This is a genomic window from Bradyrhizobium iriomotense, from assembly GCF_018129405.1.
Classification (GTDB): domain Bacteria; phylum Pseudomonadota; class Alphaproteobacteria; order Rhizobiales; family Xanthobacteraceae; genus Bradyrhizobium; species Bradyrhizobium iriomotense_B.
The window spans coordinates 276,349-303,188 of the sequence record NZ_JAFCLP010000005.1; the positions used below are offsets into that span (position 1 = coordinate 276,349).

Below are 26,840 nucleotides of genomic sequence, written 5' to 3' on the forward strand. Positions count from 1 at the left end.
CCATTCACTGCTTCGGCAGCTTGGCCTTCAACGCATAGAGCGCATCGAGCGCTTCGCGCGGGGACATCTCGTCGGGGTGCAGCGCCTTCACCGCTTCCATCAACAGCTCGGCTTCGCTCGGCGGCGCGGCTTCCGCGGCGGCGCGGGAGGGGACGGCGAACAGCGGCAGATCGTCCACCAGCGCGCGCGCGGTCTGGCCGCGGTCCTGTGCCTCCAGCTTGGAGAGCACGGATTTGGCGCGCGTGATCACCGCGGGCGGCAGGCCTGCGAGCTTTGCGACCTGGATGCCGTAGGAGCGGTCGGCCGAGCCCGGCAGCACCTCGTGCAGGAACACGACATTGCCCTGCCATTCTTTCACGCGCACGGTGGCGTTGAACATCCGCGGCAGCTTTGCCGAGAGCGCGGTCAGCTCGTGATAGTGCGTCGCGAACAATGTGCGGCAGCGGTTGCTCTCGTGCAGATGCTCGATTGCGGCCCAGGCAATCGAGAGGCCGTCGAAGGTCGCTGTGCCGCGGCCGATCTCATCCAGGATCACGAGCGAGCGCTCGCCGGCCTGGTTCAGGATCGCTGCGGTTTCGACCATCTCGACCATGAAGGTGGAGCGGCCGCGGGCGAGATCGTCGGCGGCGCCGACGCGCGAGAACAAGCGATCGATGATGCCGATCCGCGCGCGCGTCGCCGGCACGAAGCTGCCGATCTGCGCCAGCAGCGCAATCAGCGCGTTCTGGCGCAGGAAGGTCGATTTACCCGCCATGTTGGGACCGGTCAGCAGCCAGAGCTGGCCGGATTTTTGTGCGGGTGAAGGCGAGAGGTCGCAGGCGTTGGCGATGAACGGCTCGCCATTGCGCTTGAGCGCCTGCTCGACCACGGGATGACGGCCGGCTTCGATTGCGAAGGCAAGAGACGAGTCCACCTCAGGCCGCACATAGTTCTCGTCGATCGCGAGCTTGGCCAGCGAGGTCGCGACGTCGAGCAGCGCAAAACCTTGCGCCGCGGCGCGCAGATCGTCGCTGATCTCGAGCGCCTTGGCGCAGAGCTTCTCGAAGATCTCGAGCTCGAGGCCCAGCGCGCGGTCGCCGGCATTGGCGATCTTGGCCTCGATCTCGCCAAGCTCGGAGGTCGTGAAACGCACCTGGCCTGCCAGCGTCTGGCGGTGGATGAAGGTCGCATTCAGCGGCGCCGACATCAGCTTGTCGCCGTGCTGTGCGGTGACCTCGACGAAATAGCCGAGCACGTTGTTGTGCCGGATCTTGAGACCCTTCACGCCGGTGTCGTCGGCGTAGCGCGCCTGCATCGAGGCGACCACCAGGCGCGAGGCATCGCGCAGGTTTCGCGCCTCGTCGAGCGCGGGCTCATAGCCCTGACGCACGAAGCCGCCATCGCGCTTGATCAGCGGCAGCTGCTCGTCGAGCGCCGTCGCAAACTCGGCAGCGAGCTCGCGCGACGGCCGCTTCAGCGCCGCCATCACCGCCGCGATCTCCTGCGGCGGCTGGTCGAGTTCGCCAAGCCGCGTCAGCACCTGGTCAGCAGCGATGATGCCGTCGCGCAAACCCGCGAGATCGCGCGGTCCGCCGCGGCCGACCGAGAGACGGGCCAGCGCTCGCGACATGTCGGGCGCGCCGCGCAGGATGCTGCGGATGTCCTCGCGCGCGGCGGAATCGGCGACGAAGGTGCTGACCGCATCGAGCCGCCGCGCGATGGCCGGCGCATCGGTCAGTGGTGCCGCCAGCCGCTGTGCCAGCAGGCGCGAGCCGGCCGAGGTCACCGTGCAGTCGATGGCGTCGAGCAGCGAGCCGCGGCGCTCGCCTGCCAGCGTGCGCGTCAATTCGAGATTGGCGCGCGTGGCCGGATCGATCGCCATGGTCGCGCCGGAAGCTTCGCGCGCGGGCGGCGACAGCGGCGGGTGCTTACCGACCTGCGTGCGGTCGACATAGGTGACGGCAGCGGCCGCCGCCGTCGCTTCCAGACGCGTCAGCTGCGCCAGCCCATCCATCGTCGCGACGGCAAAGTAGTCACACAGGCGCTTCTCGGCCGTGGCGCCGTCGAAGACGTCGCGGGTCAGCGGCGTCACCGCCGGCAGCTCGCGCAGGGTCTGGCCGAGCTCGCCGTCGTTATAGAGCGCGTCGGTGACGATGGCCTCGTTCGGGTTGATGCGCGCCAGCGTTGCGGCGAGCTCGCCGCCCGAAACTTCGGTCACCATGAATTCGGCAGTCGAGATGTCGATCCAGGCGAGGCCGAAGCGGTCGCCGCCGGCGGAGGAGCGCGCGCGTGCGATCGCCAGCAGGTAGTTGTTGGCGCGCGCGTCGAGCAGCGTGTCCTCGGTCAGCGTGCCCGGCGTGACCAGCCGCACCACGCCGCGGCGCACGACGCTCTTGTTGCCGCGCGCTTTCGCTGCCGCAGGATCCTCGGTCTGCTCGCAGACCGCGACCCGGTGGCCGGCCGAGATCAGGCGGTGCAAATAATCCTCGGAGCGCTCGACCGGAACGCCGCACATCGGGATGTCGGCGCCCTGATGCTTGCCGCGCTTGGTCAGGACGATGCCGAGCGTCCTGGAGGCGATCTCGGCGTCCTCGAAGAACAGCTCGTAGAAGTCGCCCATCCGGTAGAACAGCAGCAGGCCCTGATGGGCAGCCTTGATCTCGAGATACTGTTCCATCATCGGCGTGACGCGCGCCGCGACTTCCGCGGGTGGGGCGGGGGCTTCGTCGGGCGGCGGGACAGGTATCGGCTGTTGCATGGTCATGGGCGGCGCAACCTACAAAATTTCGCCTCCTGCTCCTATCGCTTTGGCCGGACAGCGGAGGTTTTCCACGTTGTCCGCACCGCGGCATGCGCTGCGGACGGCAGGCCCCTGCAAATCGCGCGCGAAACCGTCAATTGACCTGCCGCGGGCGCCCTCCTAAAACTCCGCCGACATTGAAGAATTTGGCCGGATCGCGGCATTCAGGGAGAACAACGATGCGTGACGTCTTTATCTGCGATGCCGTGCGGACCCCGATCGGCCGCTTCGGTGGCTCGCTCGCCAAGGTGCGCGCCGACGATCTCGCCGCAGCCCCGATCAAGGCGCTGATGGCCAAGCATCCCAATCTCGACTGGGCGCAGGTGGACGAAGTGTTCTTCGGCTGCGCCAACCAGGCCGGCGAGGACAACCGCAACGTCGCACGCATGGCGCTGTTGCTGGCAGGGCTCCCGGATTCAGTTCCCGGCCAGACCCTGAACCGGCTCTGTGCCTCCGGTCTCGACGCCGTCGGCGCCGCAGGCCGGGCCATCCGCTCCGGCGAGATCGAACTCGCCATTGCCGGCGGCGTCGAATCCATGACCCGCGCGCCCTTCGTGATGGGCAAGGCACAGGAAGCCTTCTCGCGCTCGGCCGAGATCTTCGACACCACCATCGGCTGGCGCTTCATCAATCCGCTGCTCAAGGCGCAGTATGGCGTCGATGCGATGCCGGAGACCGGCGAGAACGTCGCCGAGGAATTCCAGGTCTCGCGCGCCGACCAGGACGCCTTCGCGATCCGCTCGCAGCAGCGCGCCGGTAAGGCGATCGCCGCCGGCTATTTCGCGGAAGAAATCACCCCGATCACCATTCCCGGCGGCAAGGCCGGCCCGATCACGGTCGACAAGGACGAGCATCCGCGCCCCGAGACCACGCTGGAAGGTTTGGCAAAACTGAAGCCGATCGTGCGCAATCCCGGCACCGTCACCGCCGGCAATGCCTCCGGCGTCAATGACGGCGCCGCCGCGATGATCCTCGCCTCGGAAGCCGCGGTGAAGAAGCACGGCCTGACGCCGCGCGCGCGCATCCTCGGCCTCGCTTCCGCCGGCGTGCCGCCGCGCATCATGGGTATCGGCCCGGTGCCGGCGACCCGCAAGCTGATGGAGCGTCTGGGCAAGAAGATCAGCGATTTCGATCTGATCGAGCTCAACGAGGCCTTCGCCTCGCAGGGCATCGCCTGCATGCGCCAGCTCGGCGTCGCCGATGACGCCGATTTCGTCAATCCCCATGGCGGCGCCATCGCGCTCGGCCATCCCCTCGGCATGAGCGGCGCGCGCCTCGCACTCACGGCCGTGCACGGCATGGAGAAGCGCGGCGGCAAGCTGGCGCTGGCCACCATGTGTGTCGGCGTCGGCCAGGGTGTCGCCGTCGCGATCGAGAAGGTGAATTGACGGTCCACGTAGTGGACCGTCATCCCGGGGCGGTGCACTTGCACCGAACCCGGGATCTCGAGATTCCGGGTCTGGTCCTTCGGACCATCCCGGAATGACAGTGTTGGAGTTGTGCGGGTCGCTTCAAGGACCGTCCCATGATCATCGAACGCGAGCAGGACGTCACGGCCGCGGCACTGGCGGTGATGGAGCGGACATCCGATCCGCGCCTCCGCCAGATCATGGTTTCCCTGGTCAAGCACCTCCACGCCTTCGTGCGCGACGTTCGCCTGACCGAGAAGGAGTTTCGCGATGCCACCGCTGTCATCGCCGAACTCGGCAAGCTGACCACCGACACGCACAACGAAGTCGTGCTGATGGCGGGATCGCTGGGCGTGTCCCCGCTGGTGTGCCTGCTGAACAATGGCGATCAGGGCAATACCGAAACTGATCAGTCGCTGCTCGGGCCGTTCTGGCGGCTGAACTCGCCGCGGGTCGAGAATGGCGGATCGATCGTGCGCTCGGAGACGCCGGGTGCGCCGCTGTTCGTCAGCGGCCGCGTCGTCGACAGCGACGGCCGTCCCGTCGCCGGTGCCGAGGTCGATGTCTGGCACGCTTCGCCGGTCGGCCTCTACGAGAACCAGGACCCCGAGCAGGCCGACATGAACCTGCGCGGCAAGTTCACGACCGACCAGGACGGACGCTTCGCCTTCCGTTCGGTGATGATGGTCGGCTATCCCATTCCGACGGATGGCGTGGTCGGCCGCCTGCTCGAGACGCAGGGCCGGCACCCCTATCGACCCGCGCATCTGCACGCCCTGATCTTCAAGCCCGGATTCAAGGTGCTGATCTCGCAGGTCTACGATCCCGCCGACCCGCATATCGACAGCGATGTGCAGTTCGGGGTGACGCAGGCGCTGATCGGCAAGTTCCAGCGCCACGATGCGCCGCATCCGACCGCGCCCGACGTTGCGACGCCCTGGTACTCGCTCGATCACACCTACCGGCTCGAGCCCGGCGAGGCCGTGCTGCCGCGTCCGCCGATCAAATAGCGCGCCTGGCCGGCGCAGGAAGGCTGCCAAACCCGCTTCCCCAAATTAGTTATATCCTATAATGATTGGCGGAAGCGTTGACCGGCTGGACCTAAAATGGCCGGGGAGGAGTTCGCCAATGACATTCATCTATCCCGTGGACAGCAACAAGGCGCATCCGCTGCCGCTGTCGCCCGACTACAAGAGCTCGATCAAGCGCGCGCCGAACAAGCCCTTGATCCCGATGCGCCATACGCTGTCGGAATTGACCGGCCCGGTCTACGGCCACGAGACCGTGCGCGAGGGCGACAACGATCTCACCACCCAACACACCGGCGAGCCGATCGGCGAGCGCATCATCGTGCACGGCCATGTGCGCGACGAGGACGGCCGCGGCGTGCCGAACTCGCTGGTCGAGATCTGGCAGGCCAATTCCTGCGGCCGCTATGTTCATGTCCGCGACCAGCATCCGGCGCCGCTCGATCCGAATTTCACCGGCGCGGGCCGCACCGTGAGCGATGCCGCCGGCTACTACCGCTTCGTCACCATCAAGCCCGGCGCCTATCCCTGGGGCAATCACCACAACGCCTGGCGTCCCGCGCATATCCATCTGTCGGTGTTCGGCCATTCCTTCGTCACGCGGCTGGTGACGCAGATGTATTTCCCGGCCGACCCGTTGTTTCCGTTCGACCCGATCTTCAACTCGGTGCCGGACGAGAAGGCGCGGGCGCGGATGGTTTCCTCGTTCGACCTCGAGAACACCCAGCCCGAATGGGCGCTGTGCTACCGCTTTGACATCGTGCTGCGCGGCAAGAATGCCACGCCCATGGAGAACCACTAACGTGCAGGATTCTGTGAAGCCTAACGGGATCACCCCATCGCAGACCGTTGGTCCGTTCTTCAAATACGGACTGACGCCGACCGGCGAATACGCCTGGAACGACGCGTTCACCAACTCGACGCTGACGCCCGATGTCACCGGCGATCGCGTTCGCATCGAGGGCCGCGTTTTCGACGGCGACGGCGTTGTCGTGCCTGATTGCATGCTGGAGATCTGGCAGGCGGATGCTCAAGGGCGTTTCGCCGACCCGCAGGACAAGCGCGCGCTGCCCAATGCCAGTTTCCGCGGCTTCGCCCGCTGCGGTACCGACAAGGACGGCAACTATTCATTCGACACCATCAAGCCGGGCGTGGTGCCCGATCCCGATGGCAAGCCGCAGGCGCCGCACATCCTGCTTGCCGTCTTCGGGCGCGGCATGCTGCGACATCTCTATACCCGGATCTATTTCAGCGACGAGGCCGGCAACGCGGCCGATCCCGTACTGGCGCTGGTGCCTGCTGAGCGCCGCGCCACGCTGACCGCGGTGCGCGAGGCCGGCAAGCCGGTCTATCGGCTCGACCTGCGGCTCCAGGGCGACGACGAGACGGTGTTCTTCGACGTCTGAGCAATGCGTAGCGGCGGCGCCTGGTCGCCGCTACGCGCTTCTCATTCAGCGCAATCGCAGCCGGTGCTGCACGTTTGAGCGTCAGTCTCACTGACCCAAAACCGATTGACCGACATCCCATTCCGTAGTTCTGCGGAGCTTTTCCTTCTGCAACCTGTCCGCGAAGAAAGCCCGTATTTACCGTAGCGGTCTAGGCTCGGTGCAGATTTGATTCGCGCCCGGATTGCTTCATGAAAATTCGCCTGTCGTTGTCTTCCGCGATCATTGCGTTCGGCATCGTCCTTGCCATCGGCTTCACCGCCGTGGTCTCGACCAGCTTGTATGCGTTGAAAGAGCTCAAGGTCGGCGGTCCCCTCTATTCCGAGATCAAGCTCGGCAACGACCTCATCGCGGATATCCTGCCGCCGCCGGAATACGTCATCGAGGCCTATCTCGAAGCCACCCTCGCGATGCGCGAGCCGGACCAGCTGGCGGCCCATGGCGAGCGCCTGGTCCAGCTCCGCAAGGACTACGACGAGCGCAAGGCTTACTGGGTCGCCTCCAGCCTCTCGGCCGACCTGAAGTCTGCCCTGGTGTCGAAATCCGATGCCGAGGTCCAGAAATTCTGGAAGGCGTCCGACCAGCTCCTGCCGGCCCTCAAGGCCAAGGACATGGCCGCCGCCGAGCGCACCTATGCGCAGCTCAAGGACGCCTACACTGCGCATCGCGCCGTCATCGACAGCATCGTCGAGAGCGCCAACAAGCAGAATGCCGACATGGAGAAGCTGGCCGCGGACCGCGACAGCTCGATTCTCTATATCCTGCTCGGCGTTTCCGCCGCGGTCCTGGCCTTCATCGCCGCCGGCCTGCTCGGCGTTGCCCTTGGCGTGGTGCGTCCGATCGTACGCATGACCGGCACGATGCAGAACCTTGCGACCGGCGATCTCGCCGCCGACATTCCCTTCGCGCATCGGCAGGACGAGATCGGCTCGATGGCGGGCGCCCTCGAGGTGTTCAAGCAGGGGGCGATCGAGAATTCCCGCCTGCGCGAGGAGCAATTGCAGAACGAGCAGGAGGCCGCACGCGCCAAGCGCTCCGCCCTGCATCAGATGGCCGAGACGGTCGAGCGCGAAACCGGCCGTTCGGTCGATACCGCGAGCGCGGCGAGCCAGGGCGTGGAACGGGTGGCCTCCAGCCTGTCCGAGATCGCCCGCTCGCTGTCCACGGAATCACAGGCTGTGGCGGCGGCCTCGACGCAGGCGCTGGGCAGCTCGCAGACCGTTTCGGCCGCTGCCGAGCAGCTGAGCGCCTCGATCCGGGAGATCGCGACCCAGGTCGCACGCACCTCGACGGTCACGAGATCGGCAGTGGCAGGCCGCGAGCAGGCGCGCTCGACCATCCAGGCGCTGGCCGGATCGGTGAAGAAGATCGCGGAAGTCTCCGACCTCATCGGCGGCATTGCCGGTCAGACCAACCTTCTGGCGCTCAATGCCACCATCGAGGCGGCGCGCGCCGGCGAGGCCGGCCGCGGCTTCGCGGTGGTCGCGGCCGAGGTGAAATCCCTGTCCGACCAGACCGCCAAATCGACCGAGGAGATCGCGCGTCTGATCGCCGAGATCCAGGCCTCGACACAGGCGGCAGTGGACGCGGTCGAGGCCATGGGAGGCCACATCGTCGAGATCGACGGCGTTGCGACCTCGGTTGCCGCCGCAATGGAAGAACAGGACGCGGCGACGCGGGAGATCGCGCGGTCGATCTCCGAATCGGCTTCCGCCGCAAAGGACGTTTCGGCCAAGATCGGCAATGTCAGCCGCGACGCGGCGTCCGTGAACGAGCGTGCTGCGGAGGTGAGGCAGGCGATCGCAGGGATGGCGGCCAATCTGGAAACGCTGCGATCGGTCGTGGTCCGGACCGTGCGGGACTCGACCGCGGCGGCGTAAGGCCCCTCGTCGGATCTGACGCTGGTGCGTGCGGGTGTGATCATGCAGTATGGCGCGGGACAGGGGCATCGTGATTTCATGACACCTCCGCAACTGCCGGATGTTGTTGAGCCGGCCCGGCTGACGGCTGCGCTGCGCCGGGGCGGCGTGCTGGACGCTGGCGCGGTCCGCGAAGTGAAGGTGCTGCATCAGCGCGATACCCTCGTGTCGCACATCATCCGCCTTGGCCTGCGCTATGTCGGAGACCCCGGCGGTGCCCCGCAATCGCTGATCCTGAAGACCGCGAATGCCGCGTTTGCGCAGAAGCTTGTCAATGGCGGCCGGAGCGAGGTGGCTTACTACACGCAGCCCGCGCCAAAAATGCCGCTGGGACTCGTGCCGCGCTGCTTCCATGCGCATTTCGACGAGGAGAGCCTCGCCTGGCATCTGCTGCTCGAGGATCTCACCGACAGCCACGAGGTCGCGACGCAATGGCCGCTGCCGCCGTCACGCGAGCAGGCGATCGCAATCGTCACGACACTCGCACGCTGGCATGCGGCCTGGTGGGACCATCCCGATCTTGGCGACACCGTCGGCACTTGGGCGAGCCCTGAGGACAGCGCGCAGCGCATGGAGACGTTTGCGGGCCATTATGACCGCTTTGCCGACCTGCTCGGGGATCGCCTCAGCGAGGAGCGGCGCATCCTCTACCGTCGCCTCATCGATCAGTCGGAACGGCTGTCCCAGCGTTACCATTCACGCCGTCATCTCAGCATCACCCACGGCGATGCCCATACCTGGAATTTCCTGCTGCCGCGCGCAGGCGTCGCCGATACCGCGCGCATCTTCGATTTCGATCTTTGGAGCATCAACGTTCCGACCGGCGACCTCGCCTACATGATGGCGATGCAATGGTACCCGGAACGACGGCAGGCGCTCGAACGCCCACTGCTCAACCTCTACCACGAGACGCTGATAGAAAGCGGCATCACGGGCTACACGCGTGGTGCGCTCGATCGCGACTACCGCTGGTCGGTGCTCTGGCACATCACCAGGCCGGTCTGGATGTGGAGCGTCAACATCCCGCCGCTGATCTGGTGGAACAATCTGGAGCGCGTGATGATGGCGGTCGAGGATCTGGGGTGTGAGGAGTTGTTGGGGTAGCGGGGCGCCAAGTATTCGGTGTCGTCCTGGCGAAAGCCAGGACCCATTACCCCAGGGTGTAGTTGTGGCGCCGAGCTAGCAACCACGAGCCGTCGTCAAACTCCTCCCTGGGGTAATGGGTCCTGGATCTGCGCTGCGCTTGTCCAGGACGACGGCGAAGGGGACGACAACAATTACTCCATCACCGCATGTTCCGGCCCCGCCGCCTGCTTGCGCAGGGTGGCCTTGGTCGAGCCGATCATCAGCGCCAGCGGGATGGTGCAGAGGACGAAGATCATCACCAGCATGTAGTCGTGGGCGAAGGCGATGATCTGCGCCTGCACGCTGACCATCCGGTCGGCCATGGCGCGGCCGGCGTCGGTGGAGAGGTTGATGATGCCGCGCACGTCGGGCATTTGCAGGGCGTGGTTGAACGGGTTGATGTGCTCGGACAGGATCGCATAGGTCCGCCGCGTGCCTTGCGTCAGTTCGGCGATGACGACCGAAATGCCGACTGAGCTCGCGACATTGCGCATCAGGGTCAGCATGGCGGTGCCGTCGGTGCGCAGTTGGTTCGGCAGGGTCAGGAACGACACCGTCGAAAGCGGCACGAAGACGAGACCGAAGCCAAAGCCCTGGATGACGCTGACTGTCACGATCTCCGGCACCTGGGTCAGGTCGGTCCAGCCGGTCATCTGGAACAGCGAGCCCGCGGTCAGGCTCAGGCCGGTGATGATCAGCGTACGTGCCTCGAAATAGCGCATCATGCGGCCGACCAGCATCATGGCGAAGAAGGTGCCGAAGCCGCGGCTCGCCAGCAGCAGGCCGGCGGTGATGATGGGATAGCCGATCACGTTCTGCATGTAGGGCGAGGCCAGCGCCATGGTGGAGAACAGCACGAGGCCCATCACGATCATGAACATGCAGCCGGTGACGAAGTTGCGATCCCGAAACAGCGCAAAGCGGATGAACGGCGTCGACGTCGTGAAGGAGTGCGCGAGGAAGAAGTAGAAGGCGACGGCCGAGACGATGAATTCCGCGATGATTTCGTTGGATTCCAGCCAGCCGAGCTGCTCGCCGCGGTCGAGCGCGAACTGGAGCGCGCCGATCGCGATCGCCAGCGCAGCGAAACCGAGCCAGTCGAATTTGAGGCTGAGATCCTTCCTGGTCTCGTCCATGAAGATGATCAGCCCGAGCACGGTGATCGCGCCGAACGGCAAATTGACGAAGAATACCCAGTGCCAGGAATAGGTCTCGGTCAGCCAGGCGCCGAGGGAGGGGCCCATGATCGGGCCCATCATCACGCCCATGCCCCAGATCGACATCGCCTTGGCGCGTTCCTGGAGCGTGTAGTAGTCGAGCATGACCGACTGCGACAGCGGCACCAGCGCCGCGCCGAACACGCCCTGCAGCAGGCGGAACAGCACCATCTGGTTGATGTCCTGCGCAAGACCGCACAGCACCGACGCCATGGTGAAGCCGGCCGAGCAGATGATGAAGATGCGCTTGCGGCCGAAGCGGTTGGCGATCCAGCCCACCGGCGCCGTCATGATCGCCGCGGCGACGATGTAGGAGGTCAGAACCCAGTTGATCTGATCCTGCGAGGCCGACAGCGTGCCCTGCATGTAGGGCAGCGCGACATTGGCGATGGTGGTGTCCAGCGCCTGCATGATGGTCGCGGTCATGGCGCAGATCGTCACCATGTTCCGGCGCAGGCCGGGGACCATCAGGCTGGCATTGGGGCCGGACATCGCGTCAGTCCTTGTCTTATTCTTTGTCTTAATCTTTGTCCTGGCCCGCGGTCGCCGACAGGCCGAGCAGGCCGGCGAGCGAGCGCTGGTGGCCGGTGTCGATGGTGGCATAGACGCTCATGCCGGCCTTCAGCTTCTTCACGTATTTGTCGCTCTCGTCGAAATAGATCCTGACGGGCACCCGCTGCACCACCTTGACGAAATTGCCGCTGGCGTTCTGCGGCGGCAGGATCGCGAACTGCGCGCCGGTGCCGGGCGAGAGCGAACCGATCTTGCCCTTGAAGACGTGGTTGGGGAATGCGTCGACCTCGAGCGTCACCGGCTGGCCCTCGGTGACATAGGTGAGGTCGCTTTCCTTCGGATTGGCATCGACCCAGGGATGGGCGATATCGACGATCGAGAACACCGCCGTGCCCGCCGCCACATAGCGGCCGAGCTGGATCTGCTCGACCTGCGCTGCGACACCGCCCATCGAGGCTCGCACCACGGTGTGGTCGAGATTGCGCTCGGCGTTTTCGAGCTTGGATTTGGCCTGGGCGTAGGGCGGGAATTTCTCCAGCGGCAGATCGGTGTCGCCGAGCAGTTGCGTCTTGGCGGTCGAGATCTGCTGCCTGACGTATTGTGCGATCGAGCCCGACGTGACCAGCGCGTTCGACGCGTTGTCGAGATCGAGCTGCGAGCCAAAACTGTTCTTGACCAGCGCCTGCTTGCGCTCGACGTCGCGCTGCTTGAGGTCGACGCCCTGCTGGGCGAGGTTCAGCATGTCGCCGTAGATCTTGATGTTGGCGCGCAGATTGTCATAGGTCGTCTGCGCCTGCATCAGCTGCGCCTTGGCCTCGTCCACCGCGAGGCGGAACGGCACGGGATCGATCTCGAACAACACGTCGCCCTGCTTGACGAGCTGGCCTTCGCGGACGACGACCTTCTCGATCTTGCCGGAGATGTCGGGCGTCACCAGCACCTTCTGCGCGCCGACATATGCATCGTCGGTGCCGACATAGCGTCCGCCGTGGAGATAGAAGGTGACGCCGCCGATGGCGGCGATAACGGGCAGCACGACCATCAGCAGGAAGCGGCGATAGCGGCGCAGGCCGGCCAGCATGCGGCGGCGCGGATCGGTGCCGGCCTTCTTGGTAGGCTTGCCGCTCTCGTTCTTCTGCTCGGGCTGGAACTTGAGAACCTGATCAGCCATAGCGTTGCTCCTTACGTGCTTGCTCCGCGCCTGACGTCTGGATCGCGTTACGCACGTTTTCCTTGATTGTTTCGAGTTGGGTGAGGAGACGGTGGGCGTCGGCCGGACTGATGCCGTCGAGCGCGTTCGCCGTGAGCTCCGACTTCAGGCCGCTCATCCGTCCCAGCAGCTGCCGCCCGGCCTTCTTGAGATAGAGGCGCTTGACGCGCCGGTCCGAGGCGTCGCTGCGGCGCTCGATCCAGTCGCTGTCGCAGAGCTTGTCGATCAGGCGCGTCAGCGTGATCGGCTGCACCTCGAGCAGCTCGGCGAGTTCGGACTGCTTCATGCCCTCGCTGCGCTCGACCTTGGCCAGCACCGCCCATTGCGCGCGGGTGATGCCGAAGCGCGATGCCTCCTTGTCGGCATAGACGCGCAGCAGGCGGTAAAGCTCGGCAAGCGTAAACAGGAAGTTCTGGTCCACGGACCCGCGGGTCATGAGCTTTGTCTCCAATAAGCTTGCAATAATATAAGCAAGCTTATGATTATTGTGTGGCGGATTATCGGGACGCAGTCCCGCGGCGTGAGCATGGCTGGCAGCCTCGCCGCCGGTGATGCTTTGGGTTCCATCGCCGAAATGCTAGAACGCGGGCCGCATGACCCTCGCAAAGCCGGCATTTCCCGCGCCTGACCACGATCACGGCCGCTGCACTGCGGACGCGCTCGCGCATGCCGAGGAGGTCTGCGAGCAGCGCGCGCAGAAATTCACGCCGATCCGCCGCCAGGTGCTGGGAGCGCTGCTTTCCAGCCATCGCCCGCTCGGCGCCTATGAGATCATCGACGAACTGGCAAAATCGATGGCGCGGCCGGCGCCGATCACGGTCTATCGTGCTCTCGATTTCTTGATGGCCAACGGCCTCGTGCACCGCATCGAAAGCCGCAACGCCTATCTCGCCTGCGCCGCCCATGACCATGACGCGACCTCCGCGGTGGCGTTCCTGATCTGCGAACGCTGTGGCCTCGTCGGCGAAATTCCGTCGGCATCCTTTGCCGGAAATCTCAACGCCGCGGCGCGCAGCTCAGGCTTCGCGCCAAAGCTGTCTGTGGTGGAGATCACTGGCGTCTGCGCCCATTGTCAGAAAATGTCTTGAAGCAACAACGGCGCAAAGCCGGATCTCAGGAAGAAATGTCCGCACCACAAGCCATACCGTCCGCCGGCCGTCCTCTCAGCGCCGGCGCCATCGCCCTGATGCTCATGCTGTGCCTGACCTGGGGATTCAACCAGATCGCGGTGAAGCTGGTGCTGCCGGATATCCCGCCGATGCTCCAGGCGATGATCCGCTCGATGGGCGCGCTGCCGGTGCTGTTCATCATCGGCACCCTGCGCGGCGTGAAATTCTTCGAGCGTGACGGGACGTGGAAGGCCGGCCTGATCGCAGGGCTGATGTTCGGCATCGAGTTCGTGCTGATTTTCCAGGGCCTGCGCCTTACCTCCGCCTCTCGCGCGGTGGTGTTCCTCTATACCGCCCCGTTCTTCGTCGCGCTCGGCTCCTATCAGGTGCTCGGCGAGCGGCTTGGCGCCTCGCAATGGCTGGGTCTTGCCATCAGCTTTGCCGGAGTCGCGCTTGCGATCGGCGTGCCGCAGCCCAATGTCGATGCGCATGTTCTGCTCGGCGACCTCCTGATCGTCGGCGGCGCCGGGCTGTGGGCGGCAACCACGCTGGTCGCCAAGGGCACACGTCTGCGCTTCGCCGCGCCCGAGAAGGCGCTGGGCTATCAGGTTGCGACCTCGATCCCGATCCTGGGGCTGGCGGCCTGGCTGTTTGGCGAATCCATCACCCACACGCCCTCGCCGCTGTCGCTCGGCCTGATGGCCTTCCAGGCGATCTGGGTGGTGGGAACCACGTTCACGCTTTGGTTCGCTCTGGTGAAGGCCTATTCGGCCAGCAAATTGTCCGCTTTTACCTTCATCACCCCTTTGTTTGGCGTGGTGGGTAGCTATTTCATCATGCACGACACCCTGAGCCTGACCTTCGGGGCCGCTGCGGTCCTTGTAATTGCTGGGCTTTTTCTGGTTAACCGTCCGAGCCAAACGGCTGCGGCGCCGCGTGATGCATTGCTGAACGTCACCAAAACCTGATATTTGGACGCCATGAACAAGCTCGAAAACCCTCTCGATTCAGACATCGCGGGCCCCGCGCCCCGGCACCGGACCACCCAGGTCAAGGTCGGCAACGTCGCCGTCGGCGGCGGTGCGCCGATCGTCGTGCAGTCGATGACCAACACCGACACCGCCGATATCGACGGCACCATCGCCCAGGTCGCAGCGCTCGCGCGCGCCGGCTCCGAAATGGTCCGCATCACCGTGGACCGCGAGGAGGCTGCAGCCGCCGTGCCGCACATCCGCGACGGCCTCGCCAAGCGCGGCATCACCACGCCGCTGATCGGCGACTTCCATTATATCGGCCACAAGCTGCTCGCGGCCTATCCGGCCTGCGCCGAGGCGCTCGCAAAATACCGCATCAATCCTGGCAATGTCGGCTTCAAGGACAAGCGCGACACCCAGTTCGCCGATATCATCGAGATCGCGAACAAGAACAGCAAGCCGGTCCGCATCGGCGCCAATTGGGGCTCGCTCGATCAGGAACTGCTGACCAAGCTGATGGACGAGAATGCCGCTTCGCCGAACCCGCGCGACGTGCGCGCGGTGACGCGTGAGGCCATGGTGCAGTCCGCGCTGCTCTCGGCCGCGCGTGCCGAAGAGCTCGGCATGCCCAAGGACCGCATCATCCTCTCCGCCAAGGTGTCGGCGGTGCAGGATCTCATCGCGGTCTATCAGGATCTCGCGTCACGTTCCGACTACGCCATCCATCTCGGTCTCACTGAGGCCGGCATGGGCTCGAAGGGCATCGTGGCGTCCTCGGCCGCGCTCGGAATCCTCTTGCAGCAGGGCATCGGCGATACCATCCGCATCTCGCTGACGCCGGAGCCCGGCGGCGACCGCACCCGCGAGGTGCAGGTTGGCCAGGAACTGCTGCAGACCATGGGCTTCCGCACCTTCGTGCCGCTGGTTGCGGCCTGCCCCGGCTGCGGCCGCACCACCTCGACCACGTTCCAGGAGCTGGCGCGCTCGATCCAGGATTTCATCCGCGACGAGATGCCGACCTGGAAGACCAAATATCCCGGCGTTGAAGAGCTCAACGTCGCGGTGATGGGCTGCATCGTCAACGGTCCCGGCGAATCCAAGCATGCCAATATCGGCATCTCGCTGCCCGGCACCGGCGAAGCCCCGGCCGCGCCCGTCTTCGTCGACGGCAAGAAGTTCCGCACGCTGCGCGGCCCGACCATCTCCGCCGACTTCAAGGCGCTGGTGATCGACTACATCGACCAGCGCTACGGCCAGGGCGCCAAGGTGCCGGTGACGGCAGCGGAGTGATTTCACTCCGCTCGCGACCAAACATTCGGCTGTCGTCCCGGACAAGCGCACCCTAAGCGCGCGCCGATCTGGGACCCATAACCACAGGACTTTGTGGTTATGACAGGCTGTCACTCCGAGTCTTCGCCAAACCCAATCCTGTGGCTATGGGTCCCGGATCTACGCTTGCGCTTGTCCGGGACGACGAGCTGAGTTTGCGGTGCAGATTGCGTATCTGCCACCGCGCGTTACGATGTCTTCAATCAACAATGATCGGGAGACACGCCATGAGCTCACTCGCCGGCAAGCAAGGCCCGCGCTATCGCCACACAGCTGACGACGGCGCGCCCTACGAGACGCTTCAGGTCGAAAAGCTCACCCCCGTCATCGGCGCGGAAATCTCGGGCGTGGACATCGGCAAGCTCGTCGATGGCGATGCCCGCTCCAACCGGCAGATGGACGAGATCCACCGCGCGCTCGCCGAAAACCTCGTCATCTTCTTTCGCGACCAGCGCATCACGCCGCAGCAGCATCTCGCCTTCGGCCGCAAGTTCGGCGAGCTGCATTTTCATCCCGCCGCACCGCACGAGGACGAAGACCCGGCGCTGATGAGGATCTATGCCGACAAGAACTCGCCGCGCGCCAACGGCGAGGGCTGGCACTCCGACGTGTCATGCGATCTCGAGCCGCCGATGGGCTCGATCCTCTACATCAAGCAATGCCCGCCGCGCGGCGGCGACACGCTGTTCGCCAACATGTACGCGGCCTATGAGGCGCTGTCGGACCGCATGAAGGCCTATCTCGACGGGCTCACGGCGCTGCATGACGGCGAGCCGATCTATCGCGGGCTCTACGCCAATTACGGCGTCGCCGACCGTCCGTCCTATCCGCACGCCGAGCATCCCGTGGTGCGTACGCATCCGGTCACGGGCAGGAAGGCGCTCTACGTCAACCGCGGCTTCACCCGCCACATCAACGGCATCCCGCGCGACGAGAGCGACGCGATGCTCGCCTATCTCTACCAGCACGCCGAAAACCCGCTGTTCCAGTGCCGCTTCCGCTGGACCGAGAACGCGATTGCCTTCTGGGACAACCGCTGCACCCAGCACCGCGCGATGTGGGACTACTGGCCGCACACGCGCTCAGGCACGCGCGTGACGGTGAAGGGAGAGCGGCCGGTTTAGGCATCGCTGCCGTAGGGTGGGCAAAGCGAAGCGTGCCCACCATCTCGCCCCGCATGCAACGCGATGGTGGGCACGGCGCGCGAAGAGCGCGCCTTTGCCCACCCTACGAAACCGTTCCTGCGTTGACGTCTTCCCTCGTCCGCGCCAATCTTCCCAAAGAACAAATCGGGAGGACCAGCCATGCTCCGTGCCGAGGGCAACAAATTCCTGACTGAGTCCGGTTCCGGAACGGGCTTCGTCGGCCGGCCGCGGATTGCGGCATCGGAGTAAGGCTTGTCGCTAGGACGTGGCATCATTCTCCTGGTGTCGACGGTCGCGCTGTTGCTGCCGTCGATCGACGCGGGCCATGCTGCTCCGGCCCGGAAGGTCGCGAAAGTCAGACTTAAGCCGTCGCCCGCACCGGCCAAATGCGAGGCGCCGAAATTCCGGATCGTCGTCGATGTCGGTCACACACCGGACTCCTACGGCGCACTGAGCGCGCGCAACGATCCGGAGTTTGGCTTCAACTTCCGGCTCGCCAGACTGATCACGGCGAAGCTCAAGTCCGAGGGCTTTGCCGCAACCCGTCTGCTCGTCACGGACGGCAAGGCGCGCCCGAGCCTGTTCAAGCGCGTCAGTGCCGCGAATGACGGCCGGGCCGATCTCTTCCTGTCGGTCCATCACGATTCGGTGCCGGACAAGCTGCTCGACACCTGGGAATTCGACGGTGCGAAGAGCTATTTCAGCGATCGATTTTCGGGCCACTCGCTGTTCGTCTCCGAGCGCAATCCGCACTTCACCACCAGTCTGAAGTTGGCCCGGTTGATCGGCCGACGGCTGAAGGAGCAGGGCTTGCATTACGCCAGCCAATACACCCTGCCGGTGATGGGCCGTTACCGGCGCCAGCTGCTCGATAAGGATGTCGGCGTCTACCGCTATGACGGACTCGTCGTGCTGTCGCAGACGAGAAGCGCGGCCGTGCTGCTCGAAGCCGGTTCCATCATCAATCGGGACGAGGAGATGGAGATGAACTCGGCGGAGCGGCAGGAACTGATCGCAGGAGCCGTGGCAGCGGCGGTGGGGGAATTTTGCGAGAGGCGGTAGCATTGGTGGCCACCGTCGTCGTCCTGGCGAAAGCCAGGACCCATTACCCCAAGGAGAAGTTGTGGCGCCACGCTGGTAACTGCGAGTCTTCGCGAAACGCAATCCTGTGGTAATGGGTCCTGGATCAGCGCTCGCTCCGCTCGCTTGTCCAGGACGACGATCGATTATGGCGAGAGAGCTACAGCGGCCCGCCCCGATACTCCCGGTTCGCCAGGCTCGCCTCCTCCAGATCCAGGTCCCGCTCGATCCGCCGTCTCGTCTCGTCGGTGATCTGGCCGTCGCGCAGGAGGTCGTGGATGAATTTGCGCTCGGCGTCGATCAGGTTGCGGGTCAGCGCGGTGCCGGCGGCGGAGACGTCGTGATGGGTGGGGTCGAGTGAATCCGGCAGCTGGTTGACGCGGATCTCGTGGCGGGCGCGCAGGAGCCGCATCACCTCGTCGGAGATTTCCTTTTCCGCGGTCAACGCATCGAGCGACTTCAGCGCGGCCTCGAGCGCCTGGCGTCGCGCCGCGATCTCCGCCTCGTGCTCGCTGACATGCTCATGGCGGCCAGCCTCGGCGACGCCGAGCCAGCGCACCACCGGCGGCAGCGTCAGGCCGACGCCGATCAGCGTCACGAAGATGACGCCGAAGGCCACGAACAGGATCAGGTCGCGATAAGGAAAGGCCGCGCCATCAGGCAGCGTGAACGGCAGCGCCAGCGCAGCGGCCAGCGACACCGCGCCGCGCACGCCGGTGAAGGCGAGCACGAACGGCCATTGCCACGGCGGCGACGGGTCGCGCTCGCGCAGCGACTTGGAGAGGAGTCGCGGCAGATAGGTCGCGGGATAGAGCCAGGCGAAGCGTGCGGTTACGATGATCGTCAGAACGACGGCGGTTGCGATCAGGATGTCGTCGAGCGGAAATGCCTTCGACTTCTCGTAGAGCGCGCGCATCTGGAAGCCGGTGAGCAGGAACAGCAGGCCCTCGATCAGGTAGATGATGAGGTCCCAGAAGAAGATGCCCTGCAGACGCGTCGCCGATGAGATCAGCAGCGGGCCGTTCCAGCTGACATAGAGGCCGCAGGCGACGGTTGCGATCACGCCGGAGCCGCCGACATGCTCGGGCAGCCAGTAGGAGACGTAAGGCGTGATCAGCGACAGCGTCAGCTCGACCTGGGGATCCCTGGACCATTTGCGGAAGCGGAGCGAGAGCCAGCCGACGCCGATACCGAAGGCGATCTCGCTGGCAACGATCAGCAGGAACTCGCCTGCCGCAAGCGGCAGCGAGAAATGCCCGACCATGATGGCGGCCAGCGCGAAGCGGTAGAGGATCAGCGCAGTGGCGTCGTTGGCGAGCCCTTCGCCTTCGAGGATGACCAGGAGCCGGCGCGGCATGTTGAGGCGGCGCGCGATCGCGAGCGGCGCCACCACGTCGGGCGGCGCGACGATGGCCCCGAGCAGGAAGCCCACGGTCAAGGGCAGGCCGATCAGATAATGCGTGGCGGCCGCCACCAGCGCCGCGGTGAAGATCACCGCGCCGACCGCGAGCAGCACGATCGGGCGCAGATTGTTCCTGAACTCGCGCCAGCTCATCGCGACGCTCGCCGAATAGATCAGCGGCGGCAGCACCATCAGCAGCACCAGTTCCGGCGGCAGCTCGACCGGCGGCATGCCCGGCACGAAGGCCAGGCCGACGCCGGAGAGCATCAGCAGGATCGCAGGAGCGATGTTGAAACGGCGGGCGACCAGCGCGGTGCCCGCCAGCACCGCGAGCAGGATGAGGAAGGTCTGGAATTTCGCTGCGATCATGGCCTGTCTTCACCCGGAAGCGGCCAGGAGGTCAATGCGGTGGGCTTACGCCAGCCGCTCTGCCACCATGCGTCCGATGTGGGCAAATACGGCCGCGATCTGCGCGGAATTCGGCGTGCCGCCCTGGGTATAGGCCGCGATCAGGATCGGCGCATCGGGCTTGTTGTCGAGCTTGGGCCAGACCACCGCGATATCGCCCGACGCATCCTTGCCGTTGTTGCCGGTCTTGTCGCCGATCTTCCAGTCCGCCGGCAGGCCGCCACGCAGCCGGTTCGCGCCGGTCTTGCAGTTCACCATCCAGTCGGTGAGTTGAACGCGCGATTGCGCCGACAAGGCTTCGCCCAGCACCAGCCGGCGCAGATTATTCGCCATCGCCGCCGGCGTCGTGGTGTCCTGGGGATTGCCGGGCGGGGAGCGGTTGACCTCGGGCTCGTTGTGGTCGAGCCGCGAGGTGGTGTCACCGAGCGATCGCCAGAAGGCCGTGAGGACGGCCGGCCCGCCGATCCGCGCCAGCAGCAGATTGGCGCAGGTGTTGTCGCTGAGCTCGACGATCGCCTTGCACATCTCGCCGACCGACATCTTGCCGGCCGCGAGATTTTGCTTGGCAACCGGCGCGTAGCTCAGCAGGTCGGCCTGGCCGTAAGAAATCATGGCCGCAAGCTGCTCCTCACCGCGATCGACCCGCGCCAGCACGCTAGCCGCGAGCGAGGCCTTGAACGTCGAGCACATGACGAAGCGCTCGTCGGCGCGCCAGGCGAGCTTCTTGCCGGTTGCGAGATTCTCCGCATAGAGCCCAATCCGCCCGCCGCTGTCGCGTTCGTAGGTTTCGAGTTCAGGCGGCGCATCCGCCGCAAGCGCGGGAGAAGCGGCCATCCAGCAGAGCGAGGCGAGCAGGGAACGGCGGTCGAGAAGCATGGGGGACTTTCCTTTTCTTCGCCTCTCCCCGCTTGCGGGGAGAGGCCGACGCGCGCCGAGCGATGCCGAGCATCGTCCGGAGCGCGGCGGGTGAGGGGGGCTCTCCGCGAGTCCAACTGTCACTTTGTTTGCGGAAGCAGCCCCTCACCCCAACCCTCTCAGCGCGAGCGTAGCTCGTCGCGCCCCCGTAAGAACGGGGAGAGGGAGCGCATCAACGCGCCCCCCTCACTCCCTCAGGTCATACCTGTACGATTTCGACACGATCTGCCAGCCGTCGGCGAGCTTCATCGCCACCAGATAGTCGGTGAAATAGCGCGGCGGCAGCTGGCAGCGGACCTTGATGAAGGCGGTCTTGTCGTCGGAGCGGTCGATGGTGACGACGAAATCCTCGCGCGGCTTGCCTTCGGCCTTGCCGGAGGGGCGCTTGCGCACGCGATCGAGCCAGTCCGGCACGGTCAGCACCTGCAATTCGCCCTTCTCGACCCAGCGCAGATCGGCGGAGGGATGGAAGATGGCGCCGAGCTTTTCGGCGTCGCCCTCATAGAGTCCGTCGAAATAGGATTGCACGACGGCTTCGACGCTCGAACGGTTCTGGCTCATGGGTCATCCCTTTGCATGATGGCTTGGGCGGAACTTAGTCCTACACACCAAAATGCGCTATGGGTGTGTCAGCCATTTGCGCGAAGGTGTCGCCATGACCGGATCAGAAAATTCGAACGCTCGTATCCTGACCGGCGAATGCTATTGCCGCACCGTGCGCTTCGAGGTGGCCGACGCGTTCTCCTATGCGTTGAATTGCCACTGCTCGAACTGCCGCCGCACCACCGGCTCCGCCTTCAAGCCGTTCGCCGGCATCGCGCACGACAAGCTCCGCATCGTCCGGGGAGATGATCAGCGCATGATCTACGGGGACGACATCACCCATGACGCCCACTGCGCCCGCTGCGGCTCGCTGCTCTATTCCCGGGTACGTGGGGGGAAATGGGTCCATGTCGCCATGGGAACCCTGGTCGATACCCCCTCGATCCGGCCAAGCGCCCATATTTTCGTGGGCTCGAAGGCGCCCTGGCATGAGATTACCGACGATCTGCCGCAATATCGGGGGCACGTCGGCGATCCCTAGGGGGAACCGGCCCGCGCCCGCCTGTGTCGCCGAACCCCGACCGCGCTGGCGCGACAAACATAGAGGGTCTTTCGGCCTGTCGTCGATGCCGCCTTCGTGACCTCCATCACAAGCGCCGGCAATTGGTCCTGCTAAAGCGATCCCAAAGGGGGCCAGGCGGCCCCGAGTTTCGGAAGTCGTGTCATGCGCAAGTTGCTCAGACTTTGTCCGCTTCTCCTTGCTGCCGCGCTGCTGTTCTGCGCCGGGCCCGCTTTTGCCGGAAAGCGCGTCGCGCTGGTGCTTGCCAACTCGGCCTATCAGCACGCGCCGTCGCTGGCCAATCCCGTCAATGACGGGGCGGTGATGGCGAAGACGCTGAAGGAGGCCGGTTTCGACGTCGTCGAGTCCCGGCACGATCTGTCCGCCCAGGATACGCGGCGTGTGCTGCGCGATTTTGCCGACGCGACCCGCAGCGCTGACATCGCGGTGGTCTACTATGCCGGTCACGGCATCGAGGTCGAAGGCTCCAACTATCTGATCCCCGTCGACGCCAGGCTCGAGCGGGATACCGACGTCTATGACGAGGCGCTCTCGCTCGACCGGATCCTGGTCGCGGTCGAGCCCGCCAAGCAGCTCCGCCTGGTGATCCTGGACGCCTGCCGCGACAATCCGTTCGGCAAGACCATGAAGCGCACGATCGCCTCGCGCGGCATCGGCCGGGGCCTCGCCCAGGTCGAGCCGACCAGCCCCAACACGCTGATCGCCTATTCGGCCAAGGCCGGCTTTACGGCGCAGGACGGCGACGGCGCCAACAGTCCCTTCACGGTTGCGCTGTCGAAGCATCTGACGACGCCGGGCCTCGATGTCCGCCGCGCTTTCGGCTTCGTGCGCGACGATGTGCTGAAGTCGACCGGCAACAAGCAGGAGCCGTTCGTCTATGGCTCGCTCGGCGGCGACGACGTCCCGCTGGTGCCGGTCAAGGCGGTGGCTGCAGCGCCGGCGGCGCCTGTGGCGAACCCGCAGGCCGACATGCGCCGCGACTACGAGCTCGCGCTCCAGGTCGGCAACAAGCCGGCATGGGAAGCCTTCCTCGCCCAGCACCCTGATGGCTTCTACGCGAATCTCGCCAAGCTCCAGATCGACAAGATCCAGGCCGAGCAGGTCCATGCGGCGGCGATCGAGAAGGCGAAGCAGGCCGAGGCCGAACGCGATCGTCTTGCCGCACTCGGCGCTCAGAAGGATGCGCAGGCCAAGGCTGCGGCCGATGCAAAGGCCGCCGAGCAGGCCCAGCTCGCCGCGCAGAAGGCGAAGGAGCAGGCGCAGCAGCAGGCGGCCGCCGCCGAGCAGCAGCGCGTCAATCTCGCCGCCGCGGCACCTGGCACCGCGCCGGCCAGCACCGCGAGCCAGTCCGGCACCAACGTGGCCTCGCTGACGCCGGCGACCGCGCCGGCCGATCTGAGCCGCTCGGTGCAGACCGAGCTTGGCCGGGTCGGCTGTTTCTCCGGACAGGCCGACGGCAACTGGAATACGTCCTCGCAGCGCTCGCTGTCGCAGTTCAACCGCTATGCCGGCACCAAGCTCGACGTGAAGGTCGCGAGCACCGACGCGCTCGACGCGGTCAAGGCCAAGCCGTCACGCGTCTGTCCGCTGGTTTGCGAGCACGGCTTCAAGGTCGATGGCGACAAGTGCACGAAGATCGTCTGCCGTGAGGGCTATGCGGTCAACGACGACAATGAGTGCGAGAAGCAGCGCGCCGCCAAGCCGGCCAAGCCTGCAACGGCGAAGCGCGACGACGCCGATGAACGTCCCGCCCGGCAGCGTCGTCAGGCCGGTGGTGCGGCAGGCGGCTACGGTGCAGCTGCCGGCATCGCTGCTGCCGCCGGCGCCGGCCGTCGCCCGGGCGGCGGGCAGGTGTTCTGCAACAGCGGCGGCTGCCGTCCGGTCAGCCGCGGCTGCCATCTCGAATTTCGCGGCGGCGGCGGTCCCGGCAACGACGCCAATGTCGAGGTTTGCCGCTGAATCGTCGTCGTCCTGGCGAAAGCCAGGACCCATAACCACCAGCCTTGGTTTTGCGAAGATTCGCAGTTGGCAGTTGAGCGCTAAGATTACCCCTTGGGGTAATGGGTCCTGGCTTTCGCCAGGACGCCCCCGGTGAGGCAGATCAAGCCGAAATCGCGCTCGCCGCGATATTCACCGTCAGCGCCAGCAGCGCCGTGTTGTAGATGAAGGACACGATGCCGTGGGCGGTGGCGGTGCGGCGGATGGTCTTGTCGGTGATGCCGACGTCCGAGACCTGTGCGGTCATGCCGATCACGAACGAGAAATAGACGAAGTCCCAATAGTCGGCGTGGTCTTCCTTGTCGCCGCTCGGAAATTGCAGGCCGCCCGGCGTGGCGCTGCGGTAATAATCATGCGCGTAATGCAGCGCGAAGGTCGTATGCACGGCGGCCCATGACAGCGCGATGGTGGTGATCGCGATGGTCAGCTCCAGCACCCCGCGATGAGGCGTGCCGAGCTCGGAGACGATCGCGGCGATGCTGGCGAAGGCGCCGGTCGCCGTCACCAGCAGGATCACGAAGCGGCCGTCGTCCTGCATCGCGGCGGCGCGGCGGATGTGCTGATGGTCGTTGCACAGCATCATCGCATAGACCAGCACGAGATAGACGGCGATCAGCGCATCCCAGCCGAACAACAGCCGCGTCACCAGCCGGTGCGAGCCCGGCAGCAGCAGGCAAACAAGGATGCCGGCCGCGAGCGCGATGAATGTCCGCGGCCGCGCATAGATCAGCCGCATCGGCCGCGACATCTTGCGGAAGCGGACGAGGACGGGATCCTCTTTGCCTCCGACCGCCATCGGTCTACGTCAGCTCTTCCGCTCGGCGACGAAGCGCGCGGCGGCTTGCAGCACTGCGGCGCGGTCGCCGAAGATCGACACGGCGCTGTCGGCCCGCGCGAGCAGGTCGCGCACGCGCTGCTTGGCGCCTTCGATGCCGAGCTGCGTCACGAAGGTTGTCTTGCCGAGCGCGGCATCGGCGCCGGCCGGCTTGCCGAGCGCAGCCGCATCGCCTTCGACGTCCAGCAGGTCATCGGCGATCTGGAAGGCTTCGCCGAGCGCGCGGCCGTAATCGTCGAGCGCCTGATATTCTTTCTGCGAGGCCTGGCCGAGGATCGCGCCGGCGATGCAGCCGTAACGCAAGAGCGCGCCGGTCTTCATCTGTTGAATACGGGCGACATCGATCGGTTCGTTGCCGCCGAAGCGGCCTTCGCCGGCGAGATCGAGGATCTGGCCGCCGACCATGCCGCCGATGCCGGCGCAGCGCGCCAGCGCGCGCGTCAGCAGGAGGCGCACATCGGCGTCACGATGGATCTCGTCACGGGTGACGATGTCGAAGGCGAGCGTGAGCAGGCCGTCGCCGGCGAGAATCGCGGTGGCGTCGTCGGTCTGCTTGTGCAGGGTGGGGCGGCCGCGGCGCAGGTCGGAATTGTCCATCGCCGGCAGATCGTCATGGATCAGCGAATAGCAGTGGATGCATTCGAGCGCGGCGCCCACGAGCAGGGCCGCTTCGCGCGGCACGCCGAACACGGCTGCGCTCTCGACCACCAGGAACGGCCGCAGGCGCTTGCCGCCGTTGAGGCTCGAATAGCGCATTGCGTCCATCAGTCGCTTGGGCCGGGCGATCTCATCGTGCAGGATGTCGTCCGCCAGCAGGCGCCCGAGCAGGTCTTCGGTGTCATCAGCGGTCTTGTCCAGACGTTTGGCGAAATCGGACGGGGACGTGCCGGTCATCAAGAAAGGCTCCAGAACTAAAATTCGGCGGGACAATCCTTTATGCGCCCGCCCCAGTCAATCGTTTGGAAGGCCTAAAAAGTGCTGGAAAAGGCCCGGATTATCACAGACTTAATGCTCCAGCCCGTGGCCGACGTTCAGTTTGCGCCGGAAAGGTCGATTTGCGCATCGTCAAAATCCTGCTGGTGGTGCTCGCGGTCGTGGTTCTCGCGCCCTATGTGATCGCGCCGTTCTACCGCGCCGGTCACCCCGTTTCGACGCTGATGGCCTGGCGCAGCTTACGAGGCGCGCCGATGCAGCGGGAGTGGATCGATCTGGCCGATATGTCGCCCTATCTGCCGCGCGCGGTGGTGGCGGCGGAGGACGCCCATTTCTGCAAGCATCACGGCATCGATTGGGGCGCGCTGCGCGAGGCGATCGACGACGCGCGGGAGGACGGCACCGCCTTCCGGGGGGCCTCCACCATCACCCAGCAGGTGGCGAAAAACCTGTTCCTCTGGCAGGGGCGCGATTTCATCCGCAAGGCGCTGGAATTCCCGCTAGCGTTGTGGATCGACTTCGTGCTGCCCAAGGCCCGGATTCTCGAAATTTACCTCAACATCGCGGAGCTGGGCCCGCAGGGGCAATTTGGTGTCGAAGCGGCCAGCGCCTATGCCTTCGGCAAATCGGCCGAAAACCTCTCGCCCCGGGAGGCCGCGCTGCTGGCCTCGATCCTGCCGAATCCTGTCAAACGTAGCGCCCGGACCCCGGGACCGGGCGTCCGGCGGCTGGCGGCCACCTATATGGCGCGGGGGCAGGGGAGCTCACTTGTAACCTGCTGGCGCGAAAATCGCTGATTCCGGGCCCTTTTTGGACGCATTTTCCGGGCCAAAAGCCTAGCTTTACGGCCAGCCTTCCTCTATAAGCCCGGCCTTGATCGGCATTCAGCTCGCCTCGTATTGCGGGTGCTGAGCCGTCCCTTCCCGGACGATGCCCCGATAACA

Annotated in this window: 23 protein-coding genes; 14 read left to right on the forward strand and 9 right to left on the reverse strand. The window is 65.5% G+C overall.

Features of this window, described 5'->3' with window-relative positions; all coding sequences use genetic code 11:
- Positions 1-4: 4 nt before the first annotated feature.
- The gene (gene mutS / locus JQ592_RS14760; RefSeq protein WP_211403559.1) at positions 5-2,743 is read right to left on the reverse strand and encodes a DNA mismatch repair protein MutS; all 2,739 of its coding nucleotides are present in this window, start codon (positions 2,741-2,743) and stop codon (positions 5-7) included.
- A gap of 215 nt (positions 2,744-2,958) precedes the next feature.
- Here mutS and pcaF point away from each other — a divergent pair, with 215 nt between their 5' ends.
- The 6 genes from pcaF (at position 2,959) to JQ592_RS14790 (ending at position 9,684) form a co-directional block, all read left to right on the forward strand.
- Positions 2,959-4,167, forward strand: coding sequence for a 3-oxoadipyl-CoA thiolase (gene pcaF / locus JQ592_RS14765; protein WP_211403560.1), 1,209 nt, complete (start codon positions 2,959-2,961; stop codon positions 4,165-4,167).
- Positions 4,168-4,304: 137 nt separating this feature from the next.
- Positions 4,305-5,198 carry a dioxygenase gene (locus JQ592_RS14770; protein ID WP_211403561.1) on the forward strand — a complete coding sequence of 298 codons (894 nt, stop codon included), beginning with the start codon at positions 4,305-4,307 and terminating at the stop codon, positions 5,196-5,198.
- 118 nt (positions 5,199-5,316) lie between these two features.
- Positions 5,317-6,018 carry a protocatechuate 3,4-dioxygenase subunit beta gene (gene pcaH, locus JQ592_RS14775; RefSeq protein WP_211403562.1) on the forward strand — a complete coding sequence of 234 codons (702 nt, stop codon included), beginning with the start codon at positions 5,317-5,319 and terminating at the stop codon, positions 6,016-6,018.
- 1 nt (position 6,019) lies between these two features.
- Positions 6,020-6,622 carry a protocatechuate 3,4-dioxygenase subunit alpha gene (gene pcaG, locus JQ592_RS14780; RefSeq protein WP_349630461.1) on the forward strand — a complete coding sequence of 201 codons (603 nt, stop codon included), beginning with the start codon at positions 6,020-6,022 and terminating at the stop codon, positions 6,620-6,622.
- A 230-nt stretch (positions 6,623-6,852) separates the two neighbouring features.
- The gene (locus tag JQ592_RS14785) at positions 6,853-8,541 is read left to right on the forward strand and encodes a methyl-accepting chemotaxis protein (protein ID WP_211403564.1); all 1,689 of its coding nucleotides are present in this window, start codon (positions 6,853-6,855) and stop codon (positions 8,539-8,541) included.
- 78 nt (positions 8,542-8,619) lie between these two features.
- Positions 8,620-9,684, forward strand: coding sequence for a phosphotransferase (locus JQ592_RS14790; RefSeq protein WP_211403565.1), 1,065 nt, complete (start codon positions 8,620-8,622; stop codon positions 9,682-9,684).
- Positions 9,685-9,857: 173 nt separating this feature from the next.
- Here JQ592_RS14790 and JQ592_RS14795 read toward each other — a convergent pair whose 3' ends face one another.
- Genes JQ592_RS14795 through JQ592_RS14805 form a run of 3 tightly spaced genes read right to left on the reverse strand, consistent with a single transcriptional unit; the run spans position 9,858 to position 13,081 of the window.
- Positions 9,858-11,414 carry an MDR family MFS transporter gene (locus JQ592_RS14795; RefSeq protein WP_211403566.1) on the reverse strand — a complete coding sequence of 519 codons (1,557 nt, stop codon included), beginning with the start codon at positions 11,412-11,414 and terminating at the stop codon, positions 9,858-9,860.
- A 28-nt stretch (positions 11,415-11,442) separates the two neighbouring features.
- Positions 11,443-12,606, reverse strand: a complete 1,164-nt coding sequence (locus JQ592_RS14800) for an HlyD family secretion protein (RefSeq protein WP_211403567.1) — start codon at positions 12,604-12,606, stop codon at positions 11,443-11,445.
- Positions 12,599-13,081: a MarR family winged helix-turn-helix transcriptional regulator gene (locus JQ592_RS14805; RefSeq protein ID WP_211403568.1), complete on the reverse strand. Its 483-nt coding sequence runs from the start codon at positions 13,079-13,081 to the stop codon at positions 12,599-12,601. Before JQ592_RS14805 ends, JQ592_RS14800 begins: the two co-directional genes overlap by 8 nt.
- 157 nt (positions 13,082-13,238) lie before the next feature.
- Between JQ592_RS14805 and JQ592_RS14810 the strand changes: the two genes are divergently transcribed.
- From JQ592_RS14810 to JQ592_RS14830, 5 genes are all read left to right on the forward strand, one after another.
- A complete protein-coding gene (locus JQ592_RS14810) occupies positions 13,239-13,733 on the forward strand; it encodes a Fur family transcriptional regulator (RefSeq protein ID WP_211403569.1) in 495 nt (164 codons plus the stop codon).
- Positions 13,734-13,768: 35 nt separating this feature from the next.
- Positions 13,769-14,722 carry a DMT family transporter gene (locus tag JQ592_RS14815; protein WP_211403570.1) on the forward strand — a complete coding sequence of 318 codons (954 nt, stop codon included), beginning with the start codon at positions 13,769-13,771 and terminating at the stop codon, positions 14,720-14,722.
- 12 nt (positions 14,723-14,734) lie between these two features.
- Entirely contained in the window at positions 14,735-16,018 is a 1,284-nt protein-coding gene (gene ispG / locus JQ592_RS14820) for a flavodoxin-dependent (E)-4-hydroxy-3-methylbut-2-enyl-diphosphate synthase (RefSeq protein WP_211403571.1), read from the forward strand.
- A 266-nt stretch (positions 16,019-16,284) separates the two neighbouring features.
- Positions 16,285-17,181, forward strand: a complete 897-nt coding sequence (locus JQ592_RS14825) for a TauD/TfdA dioxygenase family protein (protein WP_211403572.1) — start codon at positions 16,285-16,287, stop codon at positions 17,179-17,181.
- A gap of 273 nt (positions 17,182-17,454) precedes the next feature.
- Positions 17,455-18,264, forward strand: a complete 810-nt coding sequence (locus JQ592_RS14830) for an N-acetylmuramoyl-L-alanine amidase (protein ID WP_211403573.1) — start codon at positions 17,455-17,457, stop codon at positions 18,262-18,264.
- A gap of 178 nt (positions 18,265-18,442) precedes the next feature.
- Here the strand turns inward: JQ592_RS14830 and JQ592_RS14835 are convergent, their stop codons facing one another.
- The 3 genes from JQ592_RS14835 to JQ592_RS14845 all read right to left on the reverse strand — a co-directional run bounded on the left by JQ592_RS14835 (position 18,443) and on the right by JQ592_RS14845 (position 21,568).
- Positions 18,443-20,053, reverse strand: coding sequence for a Na+/H+ antiporter (locus JQ592_RS14835; protein WP_246820412.1), 1,611 nt, complete (start codon positions 20,051-20,053; stop codon positions 18,443-18,445).
- 45 nt (positions 20,054-20,098) lie between these two features.
- Complete coding sequence (gene bla / locus JQ592_RS14840; RefSeq protein WP_211403574.1) at positions 20,099-20,968, reverse strand: class A beta-lactamase; 870 nt, start codon at positions 20,966-20,968, stop codon at positions 20,099-20,101.
- A gap of 225 nt (positions 20,969-21,193) precedes the next feature.
- Positions 21,194-21,568 carry a nuclear transport factor 2 family protein gene (locus JQ592_RS14845; protein WP_211403575.1) on the reverse strand — a complete coding sequence of 125 codons (375 nt, stop codon included), beginning with the start codon at positions 21,566-21,568 and terminating at the stop codon, positions 21,194-21,196.
- 94 nt (positions 21,569-21,662) lie between these two features.
- On the opposite strand from JQ592_RS14845, the gene JQ592_RS14850 reads away from it, so the two are divergent.
- Positions 21,663-22,091, forward strand: a complete 429-nt coding sequence (locus JQ592_RS14850) for a GFA family protein (RefSeq protein WP_211403576.1) — start codon at positions 21,663-21,665, stop codon at positions 22,089-22,091.
- A gap of 183 nt (positions 22,092-22,274) precedes the next feature.
- Positions 22,275-24,089 carry a caspase family protein gene (locus JQ592_RS14855; protein ID WP_211403577.1) on the forward strand — a complete coding sequence of 605 codons (1,815 nt, stop codon included), beginning with the start codon at positions 22,275-22,277 and terminating at the stop codon, positions 24,087-24,089.
- Positions 24,090-24,231: 142 nt separating this feature from the next.
- Here JQ592_RS14855 and JQ592_RS14860 read toward each other — a convergent pair whose 3' ends face one another.
- Together JQ592_RS14860 and JQ592_RS14865 are read right to left on the reverse strand one after the other, a co-directional pair.
- Positions 24,232-24,924 (reverse strand): DUF1345 domain-containing protein, encoded by a 693-nt coding sequence (locus tag JQ592_RS14860; protein WP_211403578.1) that lies wholly within the window; start codon positions 24,922-24,924, stop codon positions 24,232-24,234.
- A 9-nt stretch (positions 24,925-24,933) separates the two neighbouring features.
- Entirely contained in the window at positions 24,934-25,857 is a 924-nt protein-coding gene (locus JQ592_RS14865) for a polyprenyl synthetase family protein (RefSeq protein WP_211403579.1), read from the reverse strand.
- A 161-nt stretch (positions 25,858-26,018) separates the two neighbouring features.
- Between JQ592_RS14865 and mtgA the strand changes: the two genes are divergently transcribed.
- On the forward strand, positions 26,019-26,693 hold the full coding sequence (gene mtgA, locus JQ592_RS14870; RefSeq protein ID WP_211403580.1) for a monofunctional biosynthetic peptidoglycan transglycosylase: 675 nt from the start codon (positions 26,019-26,021) through the stop codon (positions 26,691-26,693).
- The last annotated feature ends 147 nt before the right edge of the window (positions 26,694-26,840 follow it).

What these genes read in the sequence shown, in the direction of transcription:
- mutS (WP_211403559.1), bottom strand. Translation starts at nt 2,743, where the DNA reads ATGACCATGCAACAGCCGATACCTGTCCCGCCGCCCGACGAAGCCCCC.
- pcaF (WP_211403560.1), top strand. Translation starts at nt 2,959, where the DNA reads ATGCGTGACGTCTTTATCTGCGATGCCGTGCGGACCCCGATCGGCCGC.
- JQ592_RS14770 (WP_211403561.1), top strand. Translation starts at nt 4,305, where the DNA reads ATGATCATCGAACGCGAGCAGGACGTCACGGCCGCGGCACTGGCGGTG.
- pcaH (WP_211403562.1), top strand. Translation starts at nt 5,317, where the DNA reads ATGACATTCATCTATCCCGTGGACAGCAACAAGGCGCATCCGCTGCCG.
- JQ592_RS14785 (WP_211403564.1), top strand. Translation starts at nt 6,853, where the DNA reads ATGAAAATTCGCCTGTCGTTGTCTTCCGCGATCATTGCGTTCGGCATC.
- JQ592_RS14790 (WP_211403565.1), top strand. Translation starts at nt 8,620, where the DNA reads ATGACACCTCCGCAACTGCCGGATGTTGTTGAGCCGGCCCGGCTGACG.
- JQ592_RS14795 (WP_211403566.1), bottom strand. Translation starts at nt 11,414, where the DNA reads ATGTCCGGCCCCAATGCCAGCCTGATGGTCCCCGGCCTGCGCCGGAAC.
- JQ592_RS14800 (WP_211403567.1), bottom strand. Translation starts at nt 12,606, where the DNA reads ATGGCTGATCAGGTTCTCAAGTTCCAGCCCGAGCAGAAGAACGAGAGC.
- JQ592_RS14805 (WP_211403568.1), bottom strand. Translation starts at nt 13,081, where the DNA reads ATGACCCGCGGGTCCGTGGACCAGAACTTCCTGTTTACGCTTGCCGAG.
- JQ592_RS14810 (WP_211403569.1), top strand. Translation starts at nt 13,239, where the DNA reads ATGACCCTCGCAAAGCCGGCATTTCCCGCGCCTGACCACGATCACGGC.
- JQ592_RS14815 (WP_211403570.1), top strand. Translation starts at nt 13,769, where the DNA reads ATGTCCGCACCACAAGCCATACCGTCCGCCGGCCGTCCTCTCAGCGCC.
- ispG (WP_211403571.1), top strand. Translation starts at nt 14,735, where the DNA reads ATGAACAAGCTCGAAAACCCTCTCGATTCAGACATCGCGGGCCCCGCG.
- JQ592_RS14825 (WP_211403572.1), top strand. Translation starts at nt 16,285, where the DNA reads ATGAGCTCACTCGCCGGCAAGCAAGGCCCGCGCTATCGCCACACAGCT.
- JQ592_RS14835 (WP_246820412.1), bottom strand. Translation starts at nt 20,053, where the DNA reads ATGATCGCAGCGAAATTCCAGACCTTCCTCATCCTGCTCGCGGTGCTG.
- bla (WP_211403574.1), bottom strand. Translation starts at nt 20,968, where the DNA reads ATGCTTCTCGACCGCCGTTCCCTGCTCGCCTCGCTCTGCTGGATGGCC.
- JQ592_RS14845 (WP_211403575.1), bottom strand. Translation starts at nt 21,568, where the DNA reads ATGAGCCAGAACCGTTCGAGCGTCGAAGCCGTCGTGCAATCCTATTTC.
- JQ592_RS14850 (WP_211403576.1), top strand. Translation starts at nt 21,663, where the DNA reads ATGACCGGATCAGAAAATTCGAACGCTCGTATCCTGACCGGCGAATGC.
- JQ592_RS14855 (WP_211403577.1), top strand. Translation starts at nt 22,275, where the DNA reads ATGCGCAAGTTGCTCAGACTTTGTCCGCTTCTCCTTGCTGCCGCGCTG.
- JQ592_RS14860 (WP_211403578.1), bottom strand. Translation starts at nt 24,924, where the DNA reads ATGGCGGTCGGAGGCAAAGAGGATCCCGTCCTCGTCCGCTTCCGCAAG.
- JQ592_RS14865 (WP_211403579.1), bottom strand. Translation starts at nt 25,857, where the DNA reads ATGACCGGCACGTCCCCGTCCGATTTCGCCAAACGTCTGGACAAGACC.